Annotated in this window: 14 protein-coding genes; 12 read left to right on the plus strand and 2 right to left on the minus strand. The window is 64.9% G+C overall.

All coding sequences use genetic code 11. The features are described 5' to 3' along the window. Nucleotides 1-21 precede the first annotated feature (21 nt). From BCCGELA001_RS38265 to BCCGELA001_RS06930, 11 genes are all read left to right on the plus strand, one after another. Entirely contained in the window at nucleotides 22-189 is a 168-nt protein-coding gene (locus BCCGELA001_RS38265; protein WP_008565472.1) for a hypothetical protein, read from the plus strand. A gap of 218 nt (nucleotides 190-407) precedes the next feature. Further along, entirely contained in the window at nucleotides 408-1,751 is a 1,344-nt protein-coding gene (glmM, locus tag BCCGELA001_RS06885; RefSeq protein ID WP_060734909.1) for a phosphoglucosamine mutase, read from the plus strand. 262 nt (nucleotides 1,752-2,013) lie between these two features. Further along, the gene (locus tag BCCGELA001_RS06890; protein WP_008544646.1) at nucleotides 2,014-3,261 is read left to right on the plus strand and encodes an MFS transporter; all 1,248 of its coding nucleotides are present in this window, start codon (nucleotides 2,014-2,016) and stop codon (nucleotides 3,259-3,261) included. A 237-nt stretch (nucleotides 3,262-3,498) separates the two neighbouring features. Then, nucleotides 3,499-4,329, plus strand: coding sequence for an outer membrane protein (locus tag BCCGELA001_RS06895; protein WP_060734910.1), 831 nt, complete (start codon nucleotides 3,499-3,501; stop codon nucleotides 4,327-4,329). Nucleotides 4,330-4,496: 167 nt separating this feature from the next. Next, nucleotides 4,497-5,384 carry an outer membrane protein gene (locus tag BCCGELA001_RS06900; protein ID WP_060734911.1) on the plus strand — a complete coding sequence of 296 codons (888 nt, stop codon included), beginning with the start codon at nucleotides 4,497-4,499 and terminating at the stop codon, nucleotides 5,382-5,384. Nucleotides 5,385-5,456: 72 nt separating this feature from the next. Then, a complete protein-coding gene (locus BCCGELA001_RS06905; protein ID WP_008544665.1) occupies nucleotides 5,457-6,047 on the plus strand; it encodes a glutathione S-transferase family protein in 591 nt (196 codons plus the stop codon). A 16-nt stretch (nucleotides 6,048-6,063) separates the two neighbouring features. Continuing rightward, entirely contained in the window at nucleotides 6,064-6,528 is a 465-nt protein-coding gene (locus tag BCCGELA001_RS06910; RefSeq protein ID WP_060734912.1) for a GNAT family N-acetyltransferase, read from the plus strand. 159 nt (nucleotides 6,529-6,687) lie between these two features. Next, a complete protein-coding gene (locus BCCGELA001_RS06915) occupies nucleotides 6,688-6,894 on the plus strand; it encodes a hypothetical protein (RefSeq protein WP_008544677.1) in 207 nt (68 codons plus the stop codon). Nucleotides 6,895-6,973: 79 nt separating this feature from the next. Further along, nucleotides 6,974-8,146 (plus strand): phosphoserine transaminase, encoded by a 1,173-nt coding sequence (locus BCCGELA001_RS06920; RefSeq protein WP_008544679.1) that lies wholly within the window; start codon nucleotides 6,974-6,976, stop codon nucleotides 8,144-8,146. 148 nt (nucleotides 8,147-8,294) lie between these two features. Further along, nucleotides 8,295-9,884, plus strand: coding sequence for a phosphoglycerate dehydrogenase (gene serA / locus BCCGELA001_RS06925; RefSeq protein ID WP_060734913.1), 1,590 nt, complete (start codon nucleotides 8,295-8,297; stop codon nucleotides 9,882-9,884). 286 nt (nucleotides 9,885-10,170) lie between these two features. Beyond that, nucleotides 10,171-11,343, plus strand: a complete 1,173-nt coding sequence (locus BCCGELA001_RS06930; protein ID WP_008544689.1) for a thiolase family protein — start codon at nucleotides 10,171-10,173, stop codon at nucleotides 11,341-11,343. A gap of 93 nt (nucleotides 11,344-11,436) precedes the next feature. On the opposite strand, the gene BCCGELA001_RS06935 is transcribed toward BCCGELA001_RS06930, so the two are convergent. Next, on the minus strand, nucleotides 11,437-12,582 hold the full coding sequence (locus tag BCCGELA001_RS06935; protein ID WP_008544691.1) for an AI-2E family transporter: 1,146 nt from the start codon (nucleotides 12,580-12,582) through the stop codon (nucleotides 11,437-11,439). A 149-nt stretch (nucleotides 12,583-12,731) separates the two neighbouring features. Continuing rightward, nucleotides 12,732-16,073, minus strand: coding sequence for a PAS domain-containing protein (locus tag BCCGELA001_RS06940; protein WP_060734914.1), 3,342 nt, complete (start codon nucleotides 16,071-16,073; stop codon nucleotides 12,732-12,734). A gap of 653 nt (nucleotides 16,074-16,726) precedes the next feature. Between BCCGELA001_RS06940 and BCCGELA001_RS06945 the strand changes: the two genes are divergently transcribed. Further along, the gene (locus BCCGELA001_RS06945) at nucleotides 16,727-17,161 is read left to right on the plus strand and encodes a phasin (protein WP_008544748.1); all 435 of its coding nucleotides are present in this window, start codon (nucleotides 16,727-16,729) and stop codon (nucleotides 17,159-17,161) included. Nucleotides 17,162-17,328 lie beyond the last annotated feature (167 nt).

Consider the following 17,328-nt stretch of genomic DNA (forward strand, 5'->3'; position numbering starts at 1 on the left):
ATCGTTCGAGAGGAGGGCGCCATGACGAAGCCGCACGCCACACCGTCGCCGGAAGAGCTCAAGGAAAAGCGCGATCTCGAGGAAGCGCTGGAGGAGGGTCTGGAAGAGACCTTTCCGGGCTCCGATCCCGTCAACGTCACCCAGCCGGCGCCAAGCCGCGGGGACGGCCATGTCAAGCGAAGCGACTAGGCAGGTTCCAGCCTGTTCCTCTGTTCCTCCAGGAAATATAGTGTTAACAATACGTTATCGGGCGACCCGCACGCCCGGTTCCGTAACGATTTATCATATTTTTTGAAGCCAAGTTTGCCGCGATAGCTTTATAAGACCTCAGCACATCAGGGATGCGGGGCCCGTTCGGGCAGCCCGTGGTTGCAGAGGGGATCCCTGGTTGTTGCGTGGGGGACGATATGAGCCGCAAATATTTCGGGACGGATGGGATTCGGGGCCGCGCCAACGGTCTGATCACACCGGAGCTCGCGCTCAAGGTCGGCCAGGCCGCAGGCCTCGCCTTTCAGCGCGGCGACCACCGCCATCGGGTCGTGATCGGCAAGGACACCCGCCTGTCCGGCTACATGATCGAATATGCGATGGTCGCAGGCTTCACCTCGGTCGGTATGGACGTGCTGCTGGTCGGCCCGATGCCGACGCCCGCGGTCGCGATGCTGACGAAGTCGATGCGCGCCGATCTCGGCGTCATGATCTCGGCCTCGCACAATCTGTTCGAGGACAACGGCATCAAGCTGTTCGGGCCGCAGGGCTTCAAGCTCTCCGACGACGTCGAGCGGCAGATCGAGCAACTGCTCGACGAATCCCTCGACAAGCGGCTCGCGCAAAGTGCGAGCCTGGGCCGCGCCCGCCGCATCGACGGCGTGCATGACCGCTACATCGAATTCGCCAAGCGCACGCTGCCGCGTGATCTGTCGCTGGACGGCCTGCGCGTCGTGGTCGATTGCGCCAATGGCGCCGCCTACAAGGTGGTGCCGGAGGCGCTGTGGGAGCTGGGTGCCGATGTCGTGCCGATCGGTGTCGAGCCTGACGGCTTCAACATCAACAAGGAATGCGGCTCCACCTCGCCGGAGGCGCTGTCGAAGAAGGTGCGCGAGATGCGCGCCGACATCGGAATCGCGCTCGACGGCGATGCCGACCGTGTCATCCTGGTCGACGAGCGCGGCCATATCGTCGACGGCGACCAGTTGCTCGCCGTGATCGCGCAGAGCTGGAAGGAAGACGGCCGGCTGTCCCGCCCCGGCATCGTCGCCACCGTGATGTCCAATCTCGGTCTCGAGCGCTTCCTGAACGGGCAGGGGCTCGATCTCGTGCGCACGCCGGTCGGCGACCGCTACGTGCTCGAGCAGATGCTGAACGGCGGCTACAATCTCGGCGGCGAGCAATCGGGCCACATCATCCTGTCCGACTACGCCACCACCGGCGACGGCTTCGTTGCTGCCTTGCAGGTGCTGGCGGTGGTGCAGAAGTCGCGGCGGCCGGTTTCCGAAGTCTGCCACCGCTTCGATCCGCTGCCGCAGATCCTCAAGAACGTCCGCCACAAGGGCGGCAAGCCACTCGATGATTCCGACGTCAAGTCGGCGATCTCCGACGGCGAGAAGCGTCTCAACGGTCATGGCCGCCTCCTGATCCGCTCCTCCGGCACCGAGCCCGTCATCCGCGTCATGGGCGAGGGCGAAGACCGCATCCTCGTCGAAGACGTCGTCGACACCATCGTCACCGCACTGGGGCAAGCCGCGGCCTGAGGTTTTCAAGCGCGAGCGGGGGGCGATGATCTCACCCCACGGGCAGTATCGTAGGGTGGGCGAAGCGAAGCGTGCCCACGCCTCTGTCGTCGCATCGGAAAGTACGTGGGCACGGCGTAAGGGCGCCTTTGCCCACCCTACGATTCCGGACTTGCGGAGAATAGGACGCTCGCATCCCAGCTATTTGCGATTGGCGGTGGTCTGGTTGAGCCTTGCGACGTAACAAACGAGCGCGGCAATCTGCCGCGCTGGGATCGCTGCATTGAACAAGCCTGTCGTCCTACCTGCGGAAACGCTGACCGAGCCCGTCATCGTCAATGACGTGACGCCTGCCAAGGCAGCCGCGGGCCCGGCCTACATCGTCCTCGCCGGCATCAGCGTTTCGCACTTCCTCAACGACACCATGCAGTCGCTGATCGCCTCGGTGTACCCGATCCTGAAGGACGCTTACGCGCTCGATTTCGCGCAGATCGGCCTGATCACGCTGGCCTTCCAGTTCACGGCCTCGCTGCTCCAGCCGGTGGTCGGGCATTACACCGACAAGAAGGCGCAGCCCTATTCGCTGGCGATCGGCATGGCCTCGACCTTCTTCGGACTTCTGCTGCTCAGCGCCGCGCACCAATATCTCGTCATTCTCGTCGCCGCCGCGCTGGTCGGGCTCGGCTCGGCGGTGTTTCACCCCGAATCCGCGCGCATCGCGCGGCTCGCCTCCGGCGGACGTTACGGTTTCGCGCAATCGGTGTTCCAGCTTGGCGGCAGCTTCGGCACCTCGATGGGCCCGGTACTCGCCGCGCTCATCGTCGTGCCGTTCGGGCAGGGCAGCATCGCCTGGTTCTCCTCGATCGCCTTTCTTGCGATCCTGATCCTCTGGCGGATCGGTCGCTGGTACGCGCCGCAGATCACCGCGAAGAAGGCGGCTCCTGCGCACACCCAGCCGGGTGGGCCGAGCTCGCGCCGCGTCGCGGTCGCGCTGCTCGTGCTGGTGGCGCTGTTGTTCTCGAAGCAGCTCTACGTCTCGAGCCTGTCGAGCTACTACATCTTCTATCTGATCGACCGCTTCGGCGTGTCGACGCAGGCCGCGCAGATCTATCTCTTCGTCTTCCTCGCCGCGAACGCTGTCGGCGCATTTCTCGGTGGTCCCCTGGGTGATCGGTTCGGCCGCAAGATCGTGATCTGGATCTCGATCCTCGGCGCGCTGCCGTTTACGCTGGCGCTGCCCTATGCCGGCCTCTACGCCAGCGCCGTGCTCAGCGTGATCATCGGCCTGATCATCTCCTCGACCACGTCCTCCATCATCGTGTTCGCGCAGGAGCTGGTGCCGCATCGGTTCGGCATGATCTCCGGCGTGTTCTTCGGCGTCGCCTTCGGCATCGGAGGGTTGGGCGCCGCCGTGCTGGGCAAGCTCGCCGATCACACCTCGATCGCGTTCGTCTACCAGGTCTGTGCTTATCTGCCGGCGATCGGGCTGCTCGCCGTGTTCCTGCCGAAAATGCCGCGGCACGCGCGTTAACGCATCCTCTCTTGCCGCATTGCGGCTTCACACATCGTTAGGAATTGCGGCGAGTGCGCCGCATTCGGCGCGGCATTAGTGCAACGCTCGCGCGGCGTGCGCGTGTGCGGTCAGAAAAAATCAACCTTAAAAATTAGGGTTAAGTGGCGCTTAAACATTTGCTGGCATCGTCCGCCCGTGAGTTTCCAGAACGTGGGGCGTCTGCATTTTGCCTCACCGGCCATAAGGACGAAGCCAATGCGTAGCGTTAAGACTCTCCTTGCCGCGGGTGCGGCATCCCTGATCTCGTCGATGGCGTTCGCCGCCGATATGCCGATCGCGGCGCCCCCTCCCATGTACGCGCCGCCGGCTCCGCCCGCTGATTTCGGCGGCTGGTATCTCCGCGGCGATATCGGCATGACCAACCAGAGCGCCAAGCGCATCGAGAGCGCCCTGCCGGCCGGCTATTCGAAGACGACGGAAGGCCTCGGCTTCGACTCGTCGCCGCTGTTCGGTCTCGGCGCCGGCTATCGCTTCAACAACTGGTTCCGCGCCGACGTGATCGGCCAGTACCGTGGCAAGGCCACTCTGCACGGCAGCGACAACGTCGTTGGGCCCGGCTTCGTCGGCGTCAACAACTACAGCGGCAGCAAGTCCGAGTGGGTCGTGATGGCCAACGCCTATGTCGACCTCGGCACCTGGTGGTGCATCACCCCGTTCATCGGCGCCGGTGTTGGCGGCTCCTACAACAAGATCAGCGGCTTCCGCGACGAAGGCGTGTCGTACAGCCCCGGCCTGAACAACAGCGTCGCCTACTTCGCCGACAACGGAAAGTGGAACCTGGCCTGGGCCGCTCACGCCGGTCTCGCCTACAAGGTCAATCCCGGGTTCACCGTCGAACTGGCGTACAGCTACATGAACCTCGGCGACGGGGCGCCCGGCAACTATCGCTTGTTCGACAACAGCGCCTCCGGCCCGACCTCGATCAAGATCAGGGACATCACCTCGCACGACGTCAAGCTCGGCGTGCGCTGGGATCTCAACAGCCCGCCGGCCTATGTGCCGCCGCCGCTCGTCACCAAGGGCTGATCGTCGCTTCGATCGCTTAGGACTTCTTAACGGCGCGGGATCATCCCGCGCCGTTTTGCTTTGCGTATTTTTCATGGCGGGCAGCGACGAAAGGGCCCGATGCAACCATTGGTTAAGGTTAACAGGCGATGATCATCGCAACAGTTCGAGTCCGATGGAGCGTTGCGATGCGTAGGCTGATGTTGGTGGCGGCGATATTGGGGACAGTGTCTGCCGCGCACGCGGCCGACCTCTCCGATCTGCCCATCCTGCGCGGCAGCGTCAGTGAGGGCCTGTCGAAGACGACCCGCAATTGGGACGGCGCCTATGTCGGCGGCAATTTCGGCTACACCACCGACTCGTCCGATTTCGGCCAGAGCGTGGTCGGCTTGACCAACTACATCTTCCGCGACAGCGTACTTCAGGGGCCGACGTCGACCTGGTCGCTTCTCAGCAAGAACACCGCGCAAAGCACCAATTTCGGCGGCTTCGTCGGCCGCAACTGGCAATGGTACGATGCCATTCTCAGTCTCGAAGGTACCTACACCTATTTCAACAATCTGAAGACGTCGTCGTCCGGCTACAACTCGCTCGACATCGTCAATCCGCCGGGTGACGTCCAGCCCGTCGGCGTGACCAACCACTACCTCACGACCTTGACCGGCTCGGCTTCGGCGCAGGTGAAGGACATGATCACGCTGCGCGGACGCGTCGGTTGGGACGGCGGCGATTTCATGCCGTATATGTTCGCCGGCGCCGCCGTCGGCCGCATGGACGTGTCGCGCACCGTGAGCAGCGACGTGAAGCTGCGTCAGGATGCGACCGTCACGGACGCCTTCGGCAACATCATCACCATCACCGGCGTACCGCAGCAGGTCGTGGCGCAGACGCAGACACAAGGCCAGCACAAGACCAACGCTTTCGTCGCCGGTTGGGTCGCCGGCCTCGGGATCGAATACTGCATATGGGACGGGCTGTTCGCGCGGGTGGAGTACGAATACGTGAAATTCTCTCCCGTCATGAACACCTCGGTGACGCTGAACAACGCGCGTGTCGGGCTCGGCTACAAGTTCTGACGCCTGACTGCGGCGCCGTGGTTGACAGCTTCCTTCCGTCCTGATGCTCTGTCGCTCCATGGGGCGGCGGCGATGAAGGTCTACGGCGACAGCAATTCCGGCAATTGTCTCAAGGTGAAGTGGGTCTGCGACAAGCTCGCATTGCCCTATCAGTGGATCGAGATCGACACGCGCAAGGGCGAGACGCGCACGCCGCAATTCCTTGCGATGAACGGTGCCGGTCAGGTGCCGACCGTCGCATTCGACGACGGCCGCACACTGGCGCAGTCCAATGCCATCATCCGCTACCTCGCGCGCGGCAGCGCGCTGATTCCGGACGATGCCTTCACTGCCGCCAAGATGGACGAATGGCTGTTCTGGGAGCAGTACAGCCACGAGCCCTATATCGCGGTGTGCCGCTTCCTGATGGTCTATCTTGGCAAGAATGCATCCGATCTCGACCCCGAAAAGGTCAAGCGTGGCTATGCGGCGCTCGACCGCATGGAACAGCATCTGTCCGCCAGCCGCTTCTTCGCGGGCGAGGCGATCTCGCTCGCGGATGTCTCGCTGCTCGCCTATACCCGCGTTGCGCATGAAGGCGGCTTCGATCTCGGCCGCTATGCGGCGATCCGCCGCTGGGTCGGCGAAGCCGAGACCAACCTCGGCCTGCCGGCTGCACGCTGAGCCCGGAGTTTCCTGCATGACTGCCAATTCCGTCTCCATCCGCCGCGCGCGGCGCGACGACGTCGCGGCGATCGTGGCGATGCTCGCCGACGATCATCTGGGACGCGCGCGCGAGCGCGTCGAGGATCCGTTGCCTGCGCCTTACTACGAAGCGTTCGAGCGCATCATGCGCGATTCAAATCTCCAGCTCGTCGTCGCCGAGAGCGACGGCAGGGTGGTCGGCTGTCTGCAACTCGCGATCTTGCCGGGGCTGAGCTCGCAAGGCGGCTCGCGCGGCCTGCTCGAAGACGTCCGCGTTGCTTCCGATTGTCGCAGTCGCGGCATCGGCGAGCAGCTGGTGCAATGGGCCGTGACGGAAGCGAAGGCGCGCGGCTGCAATCTGGTCGAGCTGCTGACGCACGAGACGCGAATCGATGCGCAGCGCTTCTACAAGCGGCTCGGCTTCACCGCGAGCCATGTGGGCATGACTGTCCGCTTTTGAAGCAGCGCGACGCAAGCGTTGCGCGATCAGCGAATTCGGATCGCGCATTCGTTCATGTTAAGAGCCGGTAAACTACCCGTCGCTCGTTCACCTTGATGAAGGAACGAACGGTGCTACGGCGGCGTCTGACACCGGGCTCGGCTCGGTTCGGGGATTGCAATGACGGGTTATTCGATGGTCAAGGTCGGCAACGACTATGTCGTGCAGGTCAATGACAAGTGCATTCTGAAAGTCGGCAGCCGCCGCAAGGCCGCGCAATTGATCAGCGAAGCCACGGACTTGTTGAACGCGCTCGCGACCGTCCCGTCCCCTGAAATCGCACCCGAGGCGCCATCACTCGCGCGTGAGGCCCCGGAACTTCCTTGACGGCCCTTCCCGATTCCCGTATCAGCCGCGGCGGGACACCTCCCCCCAACGGGAGGCTTACTATCTGGAAGGGTAGATCATGACTGTAGCGAAGCCCGCTTCGCGGCCGACCGTGCCGCATTTTTCCTCCGGCCCCTGCGCCAAGCGCCCCGGCTGGAACGCCCAAAATCTCAAGGACGCTGCCCTCGGCCGCTCGCACCGCGCGAAGGTCGGCAAGACCAAGCTCAAGCTCGCGATTGATCTGACGCGCGAAGTGCTCGAGGTCCCCGCCGACTACCGCATCGGCATCGTGCCGGCCTCCGATACCGGCGCGGTCGAGATGGCGCTGTGGTCGCTGCTCGGCGCAAAGCCCGTCACCACGCTCGCCTGGGAATCCTTCGGCGAGGGCTGGGTCAGCGACATCGTCAAGGAATTGAAGCTCAAGGACGTCACCAAGCTGAACGCGGCTTACGGTGAGATTCCCGATCTGTCGAAGGTCGATCCCAAGAGCGACGTCGTCTTTACCTGGAACGGCACCACCTCTGGCGTGCGCGTGCCGAACGCTGACTGGATCAGCGCGACCCGCGAAGGCCTGACCATTTGCGATGCGACCTCGGCAGCATTCGCGCAGGCGCTCGATTGGCCCAAGCTCGACGTCGTCACCTTCTCCTGGCAGAAGGCCCTCGGCGGCGAGGCCGCGCACGGCATGCTGATCCTATCGCCGCGTGCGGTGGAGCGGCTCGAGACCTACAAGCCGGCCTGGCCGCTGCCGAAGATCTTCCGCATGACCAAAGGCGGCAAGCTCAACGAAGGCATCTTCGTCGGCGAGACCATCAACACGCCATCGATGCTCTGCGTCGAGGATTATCTCGATGCGCTGAACTGGGCCAAGTCGATCGGCGGCCTCAAGGCGCTGATCGCGCGCGCCGACGCCAACACGAAGGTGCTCGCCGACTGGAAGGCGAAGACGCCATGGATCGATTTCCTGGCGAAGGATCCGTCGATCCGCTCCAACACCTCGGTGTGCCTGAAGTTCACCGATCCCGCGATCACCTCGCTGTCCGAGGACGCGCAGGCCGAATTCTCCAAGAAGCTGGTCGCGCTGGTCGAGAAGGAAGGCGCCGGCTACGACTTCGCCTATTACCGCGATGCGCCGGCCGGCCTGCGCATCTGGTGCGGCGCCACCGTCGAGGCCAGGGACGTCGAACTGCTGACACAGTGGATCGACTGGGCCTTCGCCGAGACCAAGGCCACGCTCGCCAAGGCGGCGTAACTCGTCACTCCATTCTCGTCATGGCCGGGCTTGACCCGGCCATCCATCCATCAAGAAAGATGGACCCGCGGGTCTCAAGCGCGAAGACGCGCTTCGCACTTTTGCTCGCGGTGACGAGCTGAACACATCTCATCAGCGGATAGCTCAGATGACAAAACCCAAAGTTCTCATTTCCGACGCGCTCTCGCCCGCTGCCGTGCAGATCTTCAGGGATCGCGGCGTTGAGGTCGACTTCCAGCCCAACCTCGGCAAGGACAAGGACAAGCTCGCCGAGATCATCGGCAATTACGACGGCCTCGCGATCCGCTCGGCGACGAAGGCCACCGCCAAGATCCTCGACAAGGCGACCAACCTCAAGGTGATCGGCCGCGCCGGCATCGGCGTCGACAATGTCGAGATCCCCGCCGCCACGGCCAAGGGCATCATCGTGATGAACACGCCGTTCGGCAATTCGATCACGACCGCCGAGCACGCCATCACGCTGATGCTGGCGCTCGCCCGCGAGATCCCGCAGGCCGACGCCTCGACCCAGGCCGGCAAGTGGGAGAAGAACCGCTTCATGGGCGTCGAGATCACCGGCAAGGTGCTCGGGGTCGTCGGTTGCGGCAATATCGGCTCCATCGTCGCCGACCGTGCGCTCGGCTTGCGCATGAAGGTGATCGCATTCGATCCGTTCCTGTCGCCGGAGCGCGCCAAGGACATCGGGGTCGAGAAGGTCGATCTCGACGATCTGCTCAAGCGTGCCGACTTCATCACCCTGCACACCCCGCTCACCGAGAAGACCAAGAACATCATCGATGCAGCCGCGATCGCCAAGATGAAGAAGGGCGTGCGCCTGATCAACTGCGCCCGCGGCGGCCTCGTCGACGAGCAAGCGGTGGTCGATGCTCTCAATTCCAAGCACATCGCCGGCGCGGCCTTCGACGTCTTCGTCGAGGAGCCCGCGACCAAGAACGTGCTGTTCGGCCATCCCAACGTGATCTGCACGCCGCATCTCGGCGCCTCCACCACGGAAGCGCAGGAGAACGTCGCGCTCCAGGTCGCCGAGCAGATGTCGGATTATCTCCTCACCGGCGCGATCTCGAACGCGGTCAACTTCCCCTCGATCACCGCTGAAGAGGCGCCGAAGCTGAAGCCGTTCATCGCACTCGCCGAGAAGCTGGGCTCGTTCGCAGGACAGCTCACCGAAAGCGGCATCCTCAAGGTCGAGATCACCTATGAGGGCCACGTCGCCGAGATGAAGATCAAGGCGATCACCTCGGCGGTGCTGTCGGGCCTGCTGCGGCCGATGCTGGGCGAGGTCAACGTCGTCTCCGCGCCCGTCGTCGCCAAGGAGCGCGGCATGGTGGTGGACGAGATCGTGCGCGCCGCGCAGAGCGACTACGAGAGCCTGATCACTGTCACCGTGGCGACGGAGCGCCAGGAGCGCTCGGTCTCCGGCACCGTGTACCATGACGGCAAGCCGCGATTGGTCGACGTCAAGGGCATCCGCATCGATGCCGAGTTCGGCAAGTCGATGATCTACATCACCAACGAGGACAAGCCCGGCTTCATCGGCAAGTTCGCGAGCCTCCTGGGTGACGCCAAGATCAACATCGCCACCTTCCATCTCGGCCGCGTCGCGCCGGGCAGCGACGCCATCGCGCTCGTCGAGGTCGACGGTGCCGTGCCGGCCGATCTGCTCGCCAAGGTGCAGGCCCTGCCGCAGGTCAAGCAGGCCAAGGCGCTGACGTTCTGAATGAACTCCCACCGTCGTCATGGCCGGGCTTGACCCGGCCATCCACGCCTACGACATGCATGGAAAGACGTGGATGCCCGGGACAAGCCCGGGCATGACGAGTGGATGGGGCGATGCGTACGTCCCGGAATGACGCGCATCATATTCCGACCCGCGGAACAACGCCGCCTCCCTCGCCGGAGGCGGCGTTTTTATTTTCCCCGCGCCTGCCCAACTTTGTGTACCAATGGCGCCAAGAACGCCTCGTCACCACGCGCCGTTCAATCGTTCGAAAAGGGAGAAAACAATGCGTGAAGCCGTCATCGTTTCCTATGCGCGCACGGGCCTTGCGAAATCCGGCCGCGGCGGGTTCAACATCACGCCGCCGATGTCGCTCGCGGCGCACGCCATCCAGCATGCGGTGAACCGCGCCGGCGTCGACAAGGATTATGTCGAGGACTGCTATCTCGGCAATTGCGCCCATGGCGCGCCGAACATCGGCCGCCAGGCTGCGCTGCTCGCAGGGCTGCCGAAGACGACGGCCGGCGTCTCGGTGAACCGGTTCTGCTCCTCGGGACTCCAGACCATCGCGATGGCCGCCAACTCGATCCGCTCCGACGGCGCCGACTGCATCGTCGCCGGCGGCGTCGAGAGCATCTCGATCCCCGGCGGCGGCACGCCGAAGGAATCGGTCGACCCTGAGCTGCTCAAGGTCGCCCCCGACATCTTCATGGCGATGATCGACACCGCCGACATCGTCGCCGAGCGCTACAAGCTCAGCCGCGAATACCAGGACGAGTTCTCGCTGGAATCGCAGCGCCGCATGGCATCGGCGCAGCAAGCCGGCAAGTTCAAGGACGAGATCGTCCCGATGAAGACGAAGATGAAGGTCGTCGACAAGCAGACCAAGGCCGAGAGCATCGTCGACTACACCGTCGATCGCGACGAGTGCAATCGCCCTGAGACCACGATGGAAGGATTGGCGAAACTCGAGCCGGTGAAGGGCCCCGGCAAGTTCGTCACGGCCGGCAATGCCAGCCAGCTCTCGGACGGCGCCGCCGCCGTCGTGCTGATGGAAGCCAAGGATGCCGAGAAGCGCGGCCTCAAGCCGCTCGGCCGCTTCGTCGCCTGGGCCACCGCCGGCTGCGAGCCCGACGAGATGGGCATCGGCCCGGTGTTCGCGATCCCCAAGCTGCTCAAGCGCACCGGGCTCAAGATCGACGACATCGATCTGTGGGAACTCAACGAAGCCTTCGCCAGCCAGTGCCTGTACTGCCGCGACAAGCTCGAGATCGATCCCGCCAAGTACAACGTCAATGGCGGCTCGATCGCGATCGGCCATCCCTTCGGCATGACCGGCGCCCGTCTCACCGGCCATCTGCTCCAGGAAGGCGCGCGCCGCAAGGCCAAGTGGGGCGTGGTGACGATGTGCATCGGCGGCGGCCAGGGCGGCGCCGGGCTGTTCGAGATCTACAGCTGATCCGACGCGACTCGACTATGAAGGGCACGGCGCCGCAAAGCGCCGTGCCTTTTTCATGTCTTTTGCAAACGCGGTGACGGAGAGGCCGACAATTCAAGCTGACTGCTCTCGGCTTTCGGGCCGGAATATCCACTCGCGCCACACAGTCAACAATGCGGCCATGATCACGGGACCGAGAAACAGGCCGAGAAGACCGAAGGCGGCAAGACCTCCGAAGATTCCAACGAATGCAAGGAGGAACGGCAGCCTTGCCGAGTCACCCACCAAAGTGGGCCAGACGAAATGATCGCCGGCGAACATGATGATCGCGCCCCAGCAAAACACGCCCGCGGCGGCGAACCCGCTGCCGCCACCGGACACCAGCACCAGCGCCGCCGCAGTGAAGGCCAACCACGCGCCGAACGGAATCATCGCAAAGGCCGTCGTGAGAATTGTGAACACGATGGCGTTCGGCACGCCCGCGATCAGATAGGCGACGCCGATCAGCAAGCCCTCGCCGGCGGCGACGAGAACCGTGCCGTTCACGGTGCCGCGCGTCGCGATGACCATCTTCTCGACCAGGCCTTCGCCTGCCTCGCCGAAGAGCCGATCGGACGTCTCCAGGAAGCGGCTCGCGATCATTCGGCCGTGGCGAAGCAATACGAACAGCGTCAGCAGCGAAAAGAACAACATGAAGAGCCGGTGGATCAGCTGTCCGCCCAGCGTTCGGAACAGATCCGAAGCATTGTCTGCATTGATTGACTTCAACAATGCGCTCGCCGCCTTTGGATCGGAGAGGTTGGTGCGCCACCATTGCTGTAGGCTCTCGGCGACGACCGGCAGCCGCGCAACCCATTCCGGCACCTCGATCCCGCTCTCGCCGGCCTTTTTCAGCCAGCTCATCAGCGCATCTGACTGCTGTGCAATCTGGTAGACGGCTAGCGACATCGGAGCCATCAGGACGAGGGCTACGATGAGCGTGAATAGGATCGCCGTCAGCGTGGTCGGGCCTGAGCCGAAGCGGCTGGCGAAATTGATGTAGAGCGGCCATAGCGCGACTGCCAAAATCGCGGCCCAGATCAGCGCGGTCAGAAATCCAGCGGCGGTCCACAGAGCGAGTGCCACCAGCACGAGCGCGAGGACAACGCGGGCATTCATGCGGGCCGAGGCGCCCGATGGCAGCGGCTTTCGCTCGGATACTGCATCGCTCCGCTTGGTCGGCGTTTTCTTCGATGCCCCGGATTTCAGTCGGTCGGACATTTGCGGCCACGCGATGAGTGCAATACTCGGAAGCAAAATTGGACGAACGGAAACACCGACAATCAAGCCGCAACGCGGCGTTCGGTTCCGATTCGGGAATAAGTTGCAATGCGGAGCTCTCGCGCGCCAGCCGGGCCGCTAGACGCGGCTTACGCCTTCGCCAGCGCCGGCGCGAACACCACCTCGATCAGCGTGCCGGAATGGCCGGCGCTCTTGATGTTGAACTGGGCGCGGTTGGCTTCGACCAGCGCCTTGGTCAGCGACAGGCTGAGCGCTGCGCTGTCGGCGGCATCGCCCGGCGGCGGAGTGCGGAACGGCTCCATCGCGGCGGCGACTTCGCGTTCGGACAGGCCATGGCCGGTGTCGCGGATGCGCAGGGCGATCTCGCCGCGGTCGGTCAGCGCGGTCGAGACGATGACCTGGCCGCCGGCACTGGCGAGCCGGATCGAGTTCGAGATCAGGTTCATGGTGATCTGCCGCATCGCGCGCGCATCGGCCGAGACCTGCGGCAGCGCATGGGCGAGCGAGGTGCGGATGATGATGCGCTCGCGATTGGCCTGCGGCTGCATCACCGTCACGCACGCTTCGACGAGATCGTTGAGGTTCAAATTCGCAAAGTTCAGGTCGAGCTTGCCGGTCTCGATCCGCGACAGCTCCAGGAGATCGTCGATGATGGCGATGACACGCTCGCCGGAGGCGCGGATGTCCTTCATGTATTCGCCGTAGCGCTCGTTGCCGAGCGTGCCGAAACGTTCGGAGATCATCACCTCGGCAAAGCCGATGATGGCGTTGAGCGGGGTGCGGATCTCGTGGCTGATCCGCGCCAGCATGTCGGCCTTGGCATTGGCCGCGCCGTCGGCGAGACGGCGGGCCTGCGTCAGCTCGCTCTCGCCTTTCTTCGCGTGGGAGAGATCGCGGAACACGGCGAAGAAATTCGGCCCGTCCGGCCGGGTGCGGCCCATGATCATCGCGAGCGGGATGACGCCGCCCTTCTTCTCGCGGCCCAGCACCTCGCGGCCGTGGTCGAGCAGGCTCGCAATGTCCTGGCTCTTCACGCTGTCGAGATAGTCGGCGACGATCTGCTGGCTCTCGGGCGCGAACAGCGTCACCAGGTTCTGCTCGAGCAGCGCCTGCCCGTCATAGCCGAACAGCGCCTCGGCGCTGCGGTTGCAGGCGTGGATGTTGCCTTCGGCATCGAACATCACGATGCCCTCGGCCGTGGTGTCGAGGATCGCGGCGAGATCCTCGGCCTCGGCCTCGCCCGCAGCACGCTCGAGCTCGGGCGCGAAGGGGAGGGACTCTTCAACGGTGGATTCTGCGACGACGGTCTCCGCGACAGGCGCGGCCTGCGGCAGCGCGCAGATCAGCGCATGCGCGGCATCGCCGTCCCAGTCGATCGTGTGCAGATGCGCTTCGGTGGTCGCAAGCGGCGCTTCGCCGTTCGCCACCGTCGCGCTGATCGTCACCGGCGTGCCGGCTTGCGACGTGCTGCTGGCCGTGGAGACGCCCGGCTCGACATAGAGCGCGTCCAGCCCGCCGGCATCCTCAAGCGCGCCGAGATTGGCGTAGCCCATGCGCGCGAGGAAGGCGGGGTTGGCGTAGAGCAGGCGATCGAGCCGATAGATCAGGATGCCCGTCGGCATGAGATCGAGCAGCGCGCGGTCGCGCGTCGGCGCAGCGCGGGCCGGCGGCGCGGGCTCGGTCAGCCACTCGGCGGCAGCCTGCTGCGGCTCGGGCTCGGGCGCCTCGGCTTCCGGCGTCTGTGGCTCGGGCGTGATCTCCCCGGCCGGCGGCTCGATGCCATCGGCCGCGATGGTCTCGCGATCGCGTTCGAGACGCTCGGACAATTGCCGGGCAAGCTCGTTGAACGCGCTGTTCTCGACCGGCGTCAGCGTCGGCGATCTCTGGGGATCGCCGTGCGGGCGGAACGGCACCACGTTGGGAGGGGTTTCCACTGGCGTATCCAGCTCGGTTGGGTGTGAAGTCGGCTCAGATGCGGGTTCGGGCAGTTCGGCGACAGGCTCGGGCGAAGGCTCAGACGTTGGCTCGGGCGGCACGATCGGCGGCGGCGGTGATGCTTCTGCCAAGGGCTCCGGCTCAGGCTCGACCACATCGGCAGCTGCGCTCGGCTGCGCCGACTGCATGCTCCGTGCCTCGAAACGCCGCAGCGCTTCCAGCCGGTTGAGGCCGTCGAGATCGCGGCACACGCCAAAGCCCTTGAAGCCGGCGAATTTGCGCTCGCTGTCGAACACCGGAAGTCCCGCAAGCTCGACCGGCAGATGCTCGCCGCCGTCAGCGGGCCAGTTCACGGTGATGCCGGCCCAGGTGTCGTGGCTGTCGAGCGCCTGCGTGACGCGGCCCTCCGGATCGAGCGAAAGGTCCGCGGCGATTTCGCGCCAGGGCCGGCCGAAGCCCGACGCCGTTCGCGCGCCGATCAGGCTGATGAACTCGTCGGAGAGAAGCACAAAGCGGCCCTCTGCATCCGTCTGCCAGAGAAAGCGCAGCGGATGCTGACGCGGTGCGGGCGGCTGTTGGCCCGATGCCGGCTCGACCATGCCTGGAGTGATCGGCGCCGCCTGCGGCGACACCATGGCCTCTCCGCAGTTTTCAACCGGAGTTTTGGCGGCGGCCTCGGTGTTCTCATCCGCCGCTGGCGTCCCCGTCTCCTCGCTGGCTTCGATCGGTTCGGCGAAGGCATCGAACAAAGGTATTTCCGCCGGCTCATCCTGCGAAGGCGGCGGCTCGCTCGGCGTGTCGGTCTCCCGCAGCTCGGCCTCATCAGGCGCTGCGGTATCAGGCCGGCTTTCAGCCGCACGCGCCTCGCGCGCGGCCGGCGCGATCAGCGCGACCAGGCCGATATCGGCACCGATGCCGACCCGTTGCAGCACCATCTGGCCGATGCCGATCGGCGTCTCGGCGCGGCCGCTTCTCAGCGCATCGCTGCGCGCCTGGTCGAGGCCGGCCTCGTTGAGATCGCGAAAGCCGAGCAGGGAGCGGGCGGTCTCGCTGGCGCCGGCAAACAGGCCGTCCGGCGCGAACGCGGCCATCGGCACCTTGGCGCCGGCCACGAGCCGATGCAGCCGCTCGACCAGCGGCATGGTCCGCAAGGTCGAGTCCATCGCGGTGACGAGCACTGCAGATCTCTCGCTGAAATGGCTGCCATCGGCAAAATCGAGCCGGGCGCAGGCGCAGGTCATCAGTGTGCCGAGCCGGGCGCCGAAGCCGCGCAGCCGTTCGAGCCGCACGCTGCCGCCCGCCGGCAGTTGGCGCGCCAGCCTGACGATCTGGCGGCGATGGCCGTCCGCCGGGCCGAAAACCTTCTCCGCCAGCGCCGTGGCATGGGCCGCGCCGAACAGTTGTGCGCCGACCGGATTGGCCCAGAGCACGCGGGTGCCGTCGATCGACCATAGCCAGGTGGGGAGCGGAGAGGTCGCGTGCACGGCCAGCCGGGGATCGTCCACGCCTCGCAACTGGAAATCCGAACTCTTCATTCGACCGGCTTTGCGTCCCGCTTCTCAGCATCCTGGGCGGCTGCCGGGAATGGCAGCCTTAAGAAAGGGTTAGTATCGCCCGCAGCCGCGGGCAGGTCCACGGCTGGGATCCCGAAGGCAGCCCTCTAAGCCGCGATAACCTTAATCGTGCCAAACCCGCAAGCCGCCGCCCGGTTCATCCAAGGAATTCGGAGCTCGCCGTCACAACGGCGGTGCCCATCCTCCCCTGAAGGGGGGATCGGTTCGCATGAGCGAAGCGAAATGCGAACCGAGGTGGGGTGACAGTCTCTCGACGGAAGCGGTGCCCGTGGGGAGAGATCACCCCACCCCGCTCGCGCTGCGCGCGATCGACCCTCCCCCTCCAGGGGAGGGTAAGACAGCACCCGCTACCCAGGTGCACCACCTCAACCCCCGGTTCCCCCGCCCGGGAACCTCATCCTCACCTAGATTAAAGTTCGCACTGCACCGTTGTGGCGCGTTGCGATGCACAATGTTGACATGATAGGCAGCCACAATGCTGGGCACTGGGCGAGCCATCCTTTTCGTTTCGCGTTTCCAGTCTTCGTACCCGCTGAATGCGAGGGCCCATGATCGGGGCCGGCGGGCGCGCCAGAAGGCTCACTCCATTTTTTCCAATTAGCGTGAGGACCAAAATGACAGGTGCGACTGATCCGTTTTCTGCCTCGATCATCCCGTTCGAGGTTCCCGAGCAGATGCGTGCGTTCGCCGAGAAGGGCGCTGCGCAGGCCCGCGAGAACTACGCCAAGTTCAAGGACGCCGCCGAGACCCATAACGGCACCGTCGAGGCCGTGTTCACCTCCGCCAGCAAGGGCGCGAGCGAGTACACCGCCAAGCTGGTGGAGTTCATGAAGGCCAATTCCAGCGCCCAGCTCGACTTCGCCCAGCAGCTGTTCGGCGCCAAGTCGCCGACGGAAGCGCTGGAGCTGTGGACCGGCCACGCCCGCAAGCAGGTCGAGACCTTCCAGTCCCAGGCCAAGGAGCTGGTCGAGCTCACCCAGCGCGTCGCCGCCGAGACCGCCGAGCCGATCAAGGCCAGCGCCTCGAAGTACTATCCCTCCGCCGCCTGAGCGGTGAGGCCGGTTTGAACCAACGAAGCCCGGGCCCAACGGCCCGGGTTTTTTCTTGCCTCTCCGCGATGGCAATCAAAGAAGGTCGTCATGCCCGGGCTTGTCCCGGGCATCCACGTTCTTGGGCGCCGGGCCAAAGGCGTGGATGGCCGGGACAAGCCCGGCCA

It is taken from the genome of Bradyrhizobium sp. CCGE-LA001, from assembly GCF_000296215.2.
Classification (GTDB): domain Bacteria; phylum Pseudomonadota; class Alphaproteobacteria; order Rhizobiales; family Xanthobacteraceae; genus Bradyrhizobium.

What these genes read in the sequence shown, in the direction of transcription:
- BCCGELA001_RS06905 (WP_008544665.1), top strand. Translation starts at nt 5,457, where the DNA reads ATGAAGGTCTACGGCGACAGCAATTCCGGCAATTGTCTCAAGGTGAAG.
- BCCGELA001_RS38265 (WP_008565472.1), top strand. Translation starts at nt 22, where the DNA reads ATGACGAAGCCGCACGCCACACCGTCGCCGGAAGAGCTCAAGGAAAAG.
- BCCGELA001_RS06930 (WP_008544689.1), top strand. Translation starts at nt 10,171, where the DNA reads ATGCGTGAAGCCGTCATCGTTTCCTATGCGCGCACGGGCCTTGCGAAA.
- BCCGELA001_RS06910 (WP_060734912.1), top strand. Translation starts at nt 6,064, where the DNA reads ATGACTGCCAATTCCGTCTCCATCCGCCGCGCGCGGCGCGACGACGTC.
- BCCGELA001_RS06895 (WP_060734910.1), top strand. Translation starts at nt 3,499, where the DNA reads ATGCGTAGCGTTAAGACTCTCCTTGCCGCGGGTGCGGCATCCCTGATC.
- glmM (WP_060734909.1), top strand. Translation starts at nt 408, where the DNA reads ATGAGCCGCAAATATTTCGGGACGGATGGGATTCGGGGCCGCGCCAAC.
- BCCGELA001_RS06940 (WP_060734914.1), bottom strand. Translation starts at nt 16,073, where the DNA reads ATGAAGAGTTCGGATTTCCAGTTGCGAGGCGTGGACGATCCCCGGCTG.
- serA (WP_060734913.1), top strand. Translation starts at nt 8,295, where the DNA reads ATGACAAAACCCAAAGTTCTCATTTCCGACGCGCTCTCGCCCGCTGCC.
- BCCGELA001_RS06920 (WP_008544679.1), top strand. Translation starts at nt 6,974, where the DNA reads ATGACTGTAGCGAAGCCCGCTTCGCGGCCGACCGTGCCGCATTTTTCC.
- BCCGELA001_RS06900 (WP_060734911.1), top strand. Translation starts at nt 4,497, where the DNA reads ATGCGTAGGCTGATGTTGGTGGCGGCGATATTGGGGACAGTGTCTGCC.
- BCCGELA001_RS06945 (WP_008544748.1), top strand. Translation starts at nt 16,727, where the DNA reads ATGACAGGTGCGACTGATCCGTTTTCTGCCTCGATCATCCCGTTCGAG.
- BCCGELA001_RS06935 (WP_008544691.1), bottom strand. Translation starts at nt 12,582, where the DNA reads ATGTCCGACCGACTGAAATCCGGGGCATCGAAGAAAACGCCGACCAAG.
- BCCGELA001_RS06915 (WP_008544677.1), top strand. Translation starts at nt 6,688, where the DNA reads ATGACGGGTTATTCGATGGTCAAGGTCGGCAACGACTATGTCGTGCAG.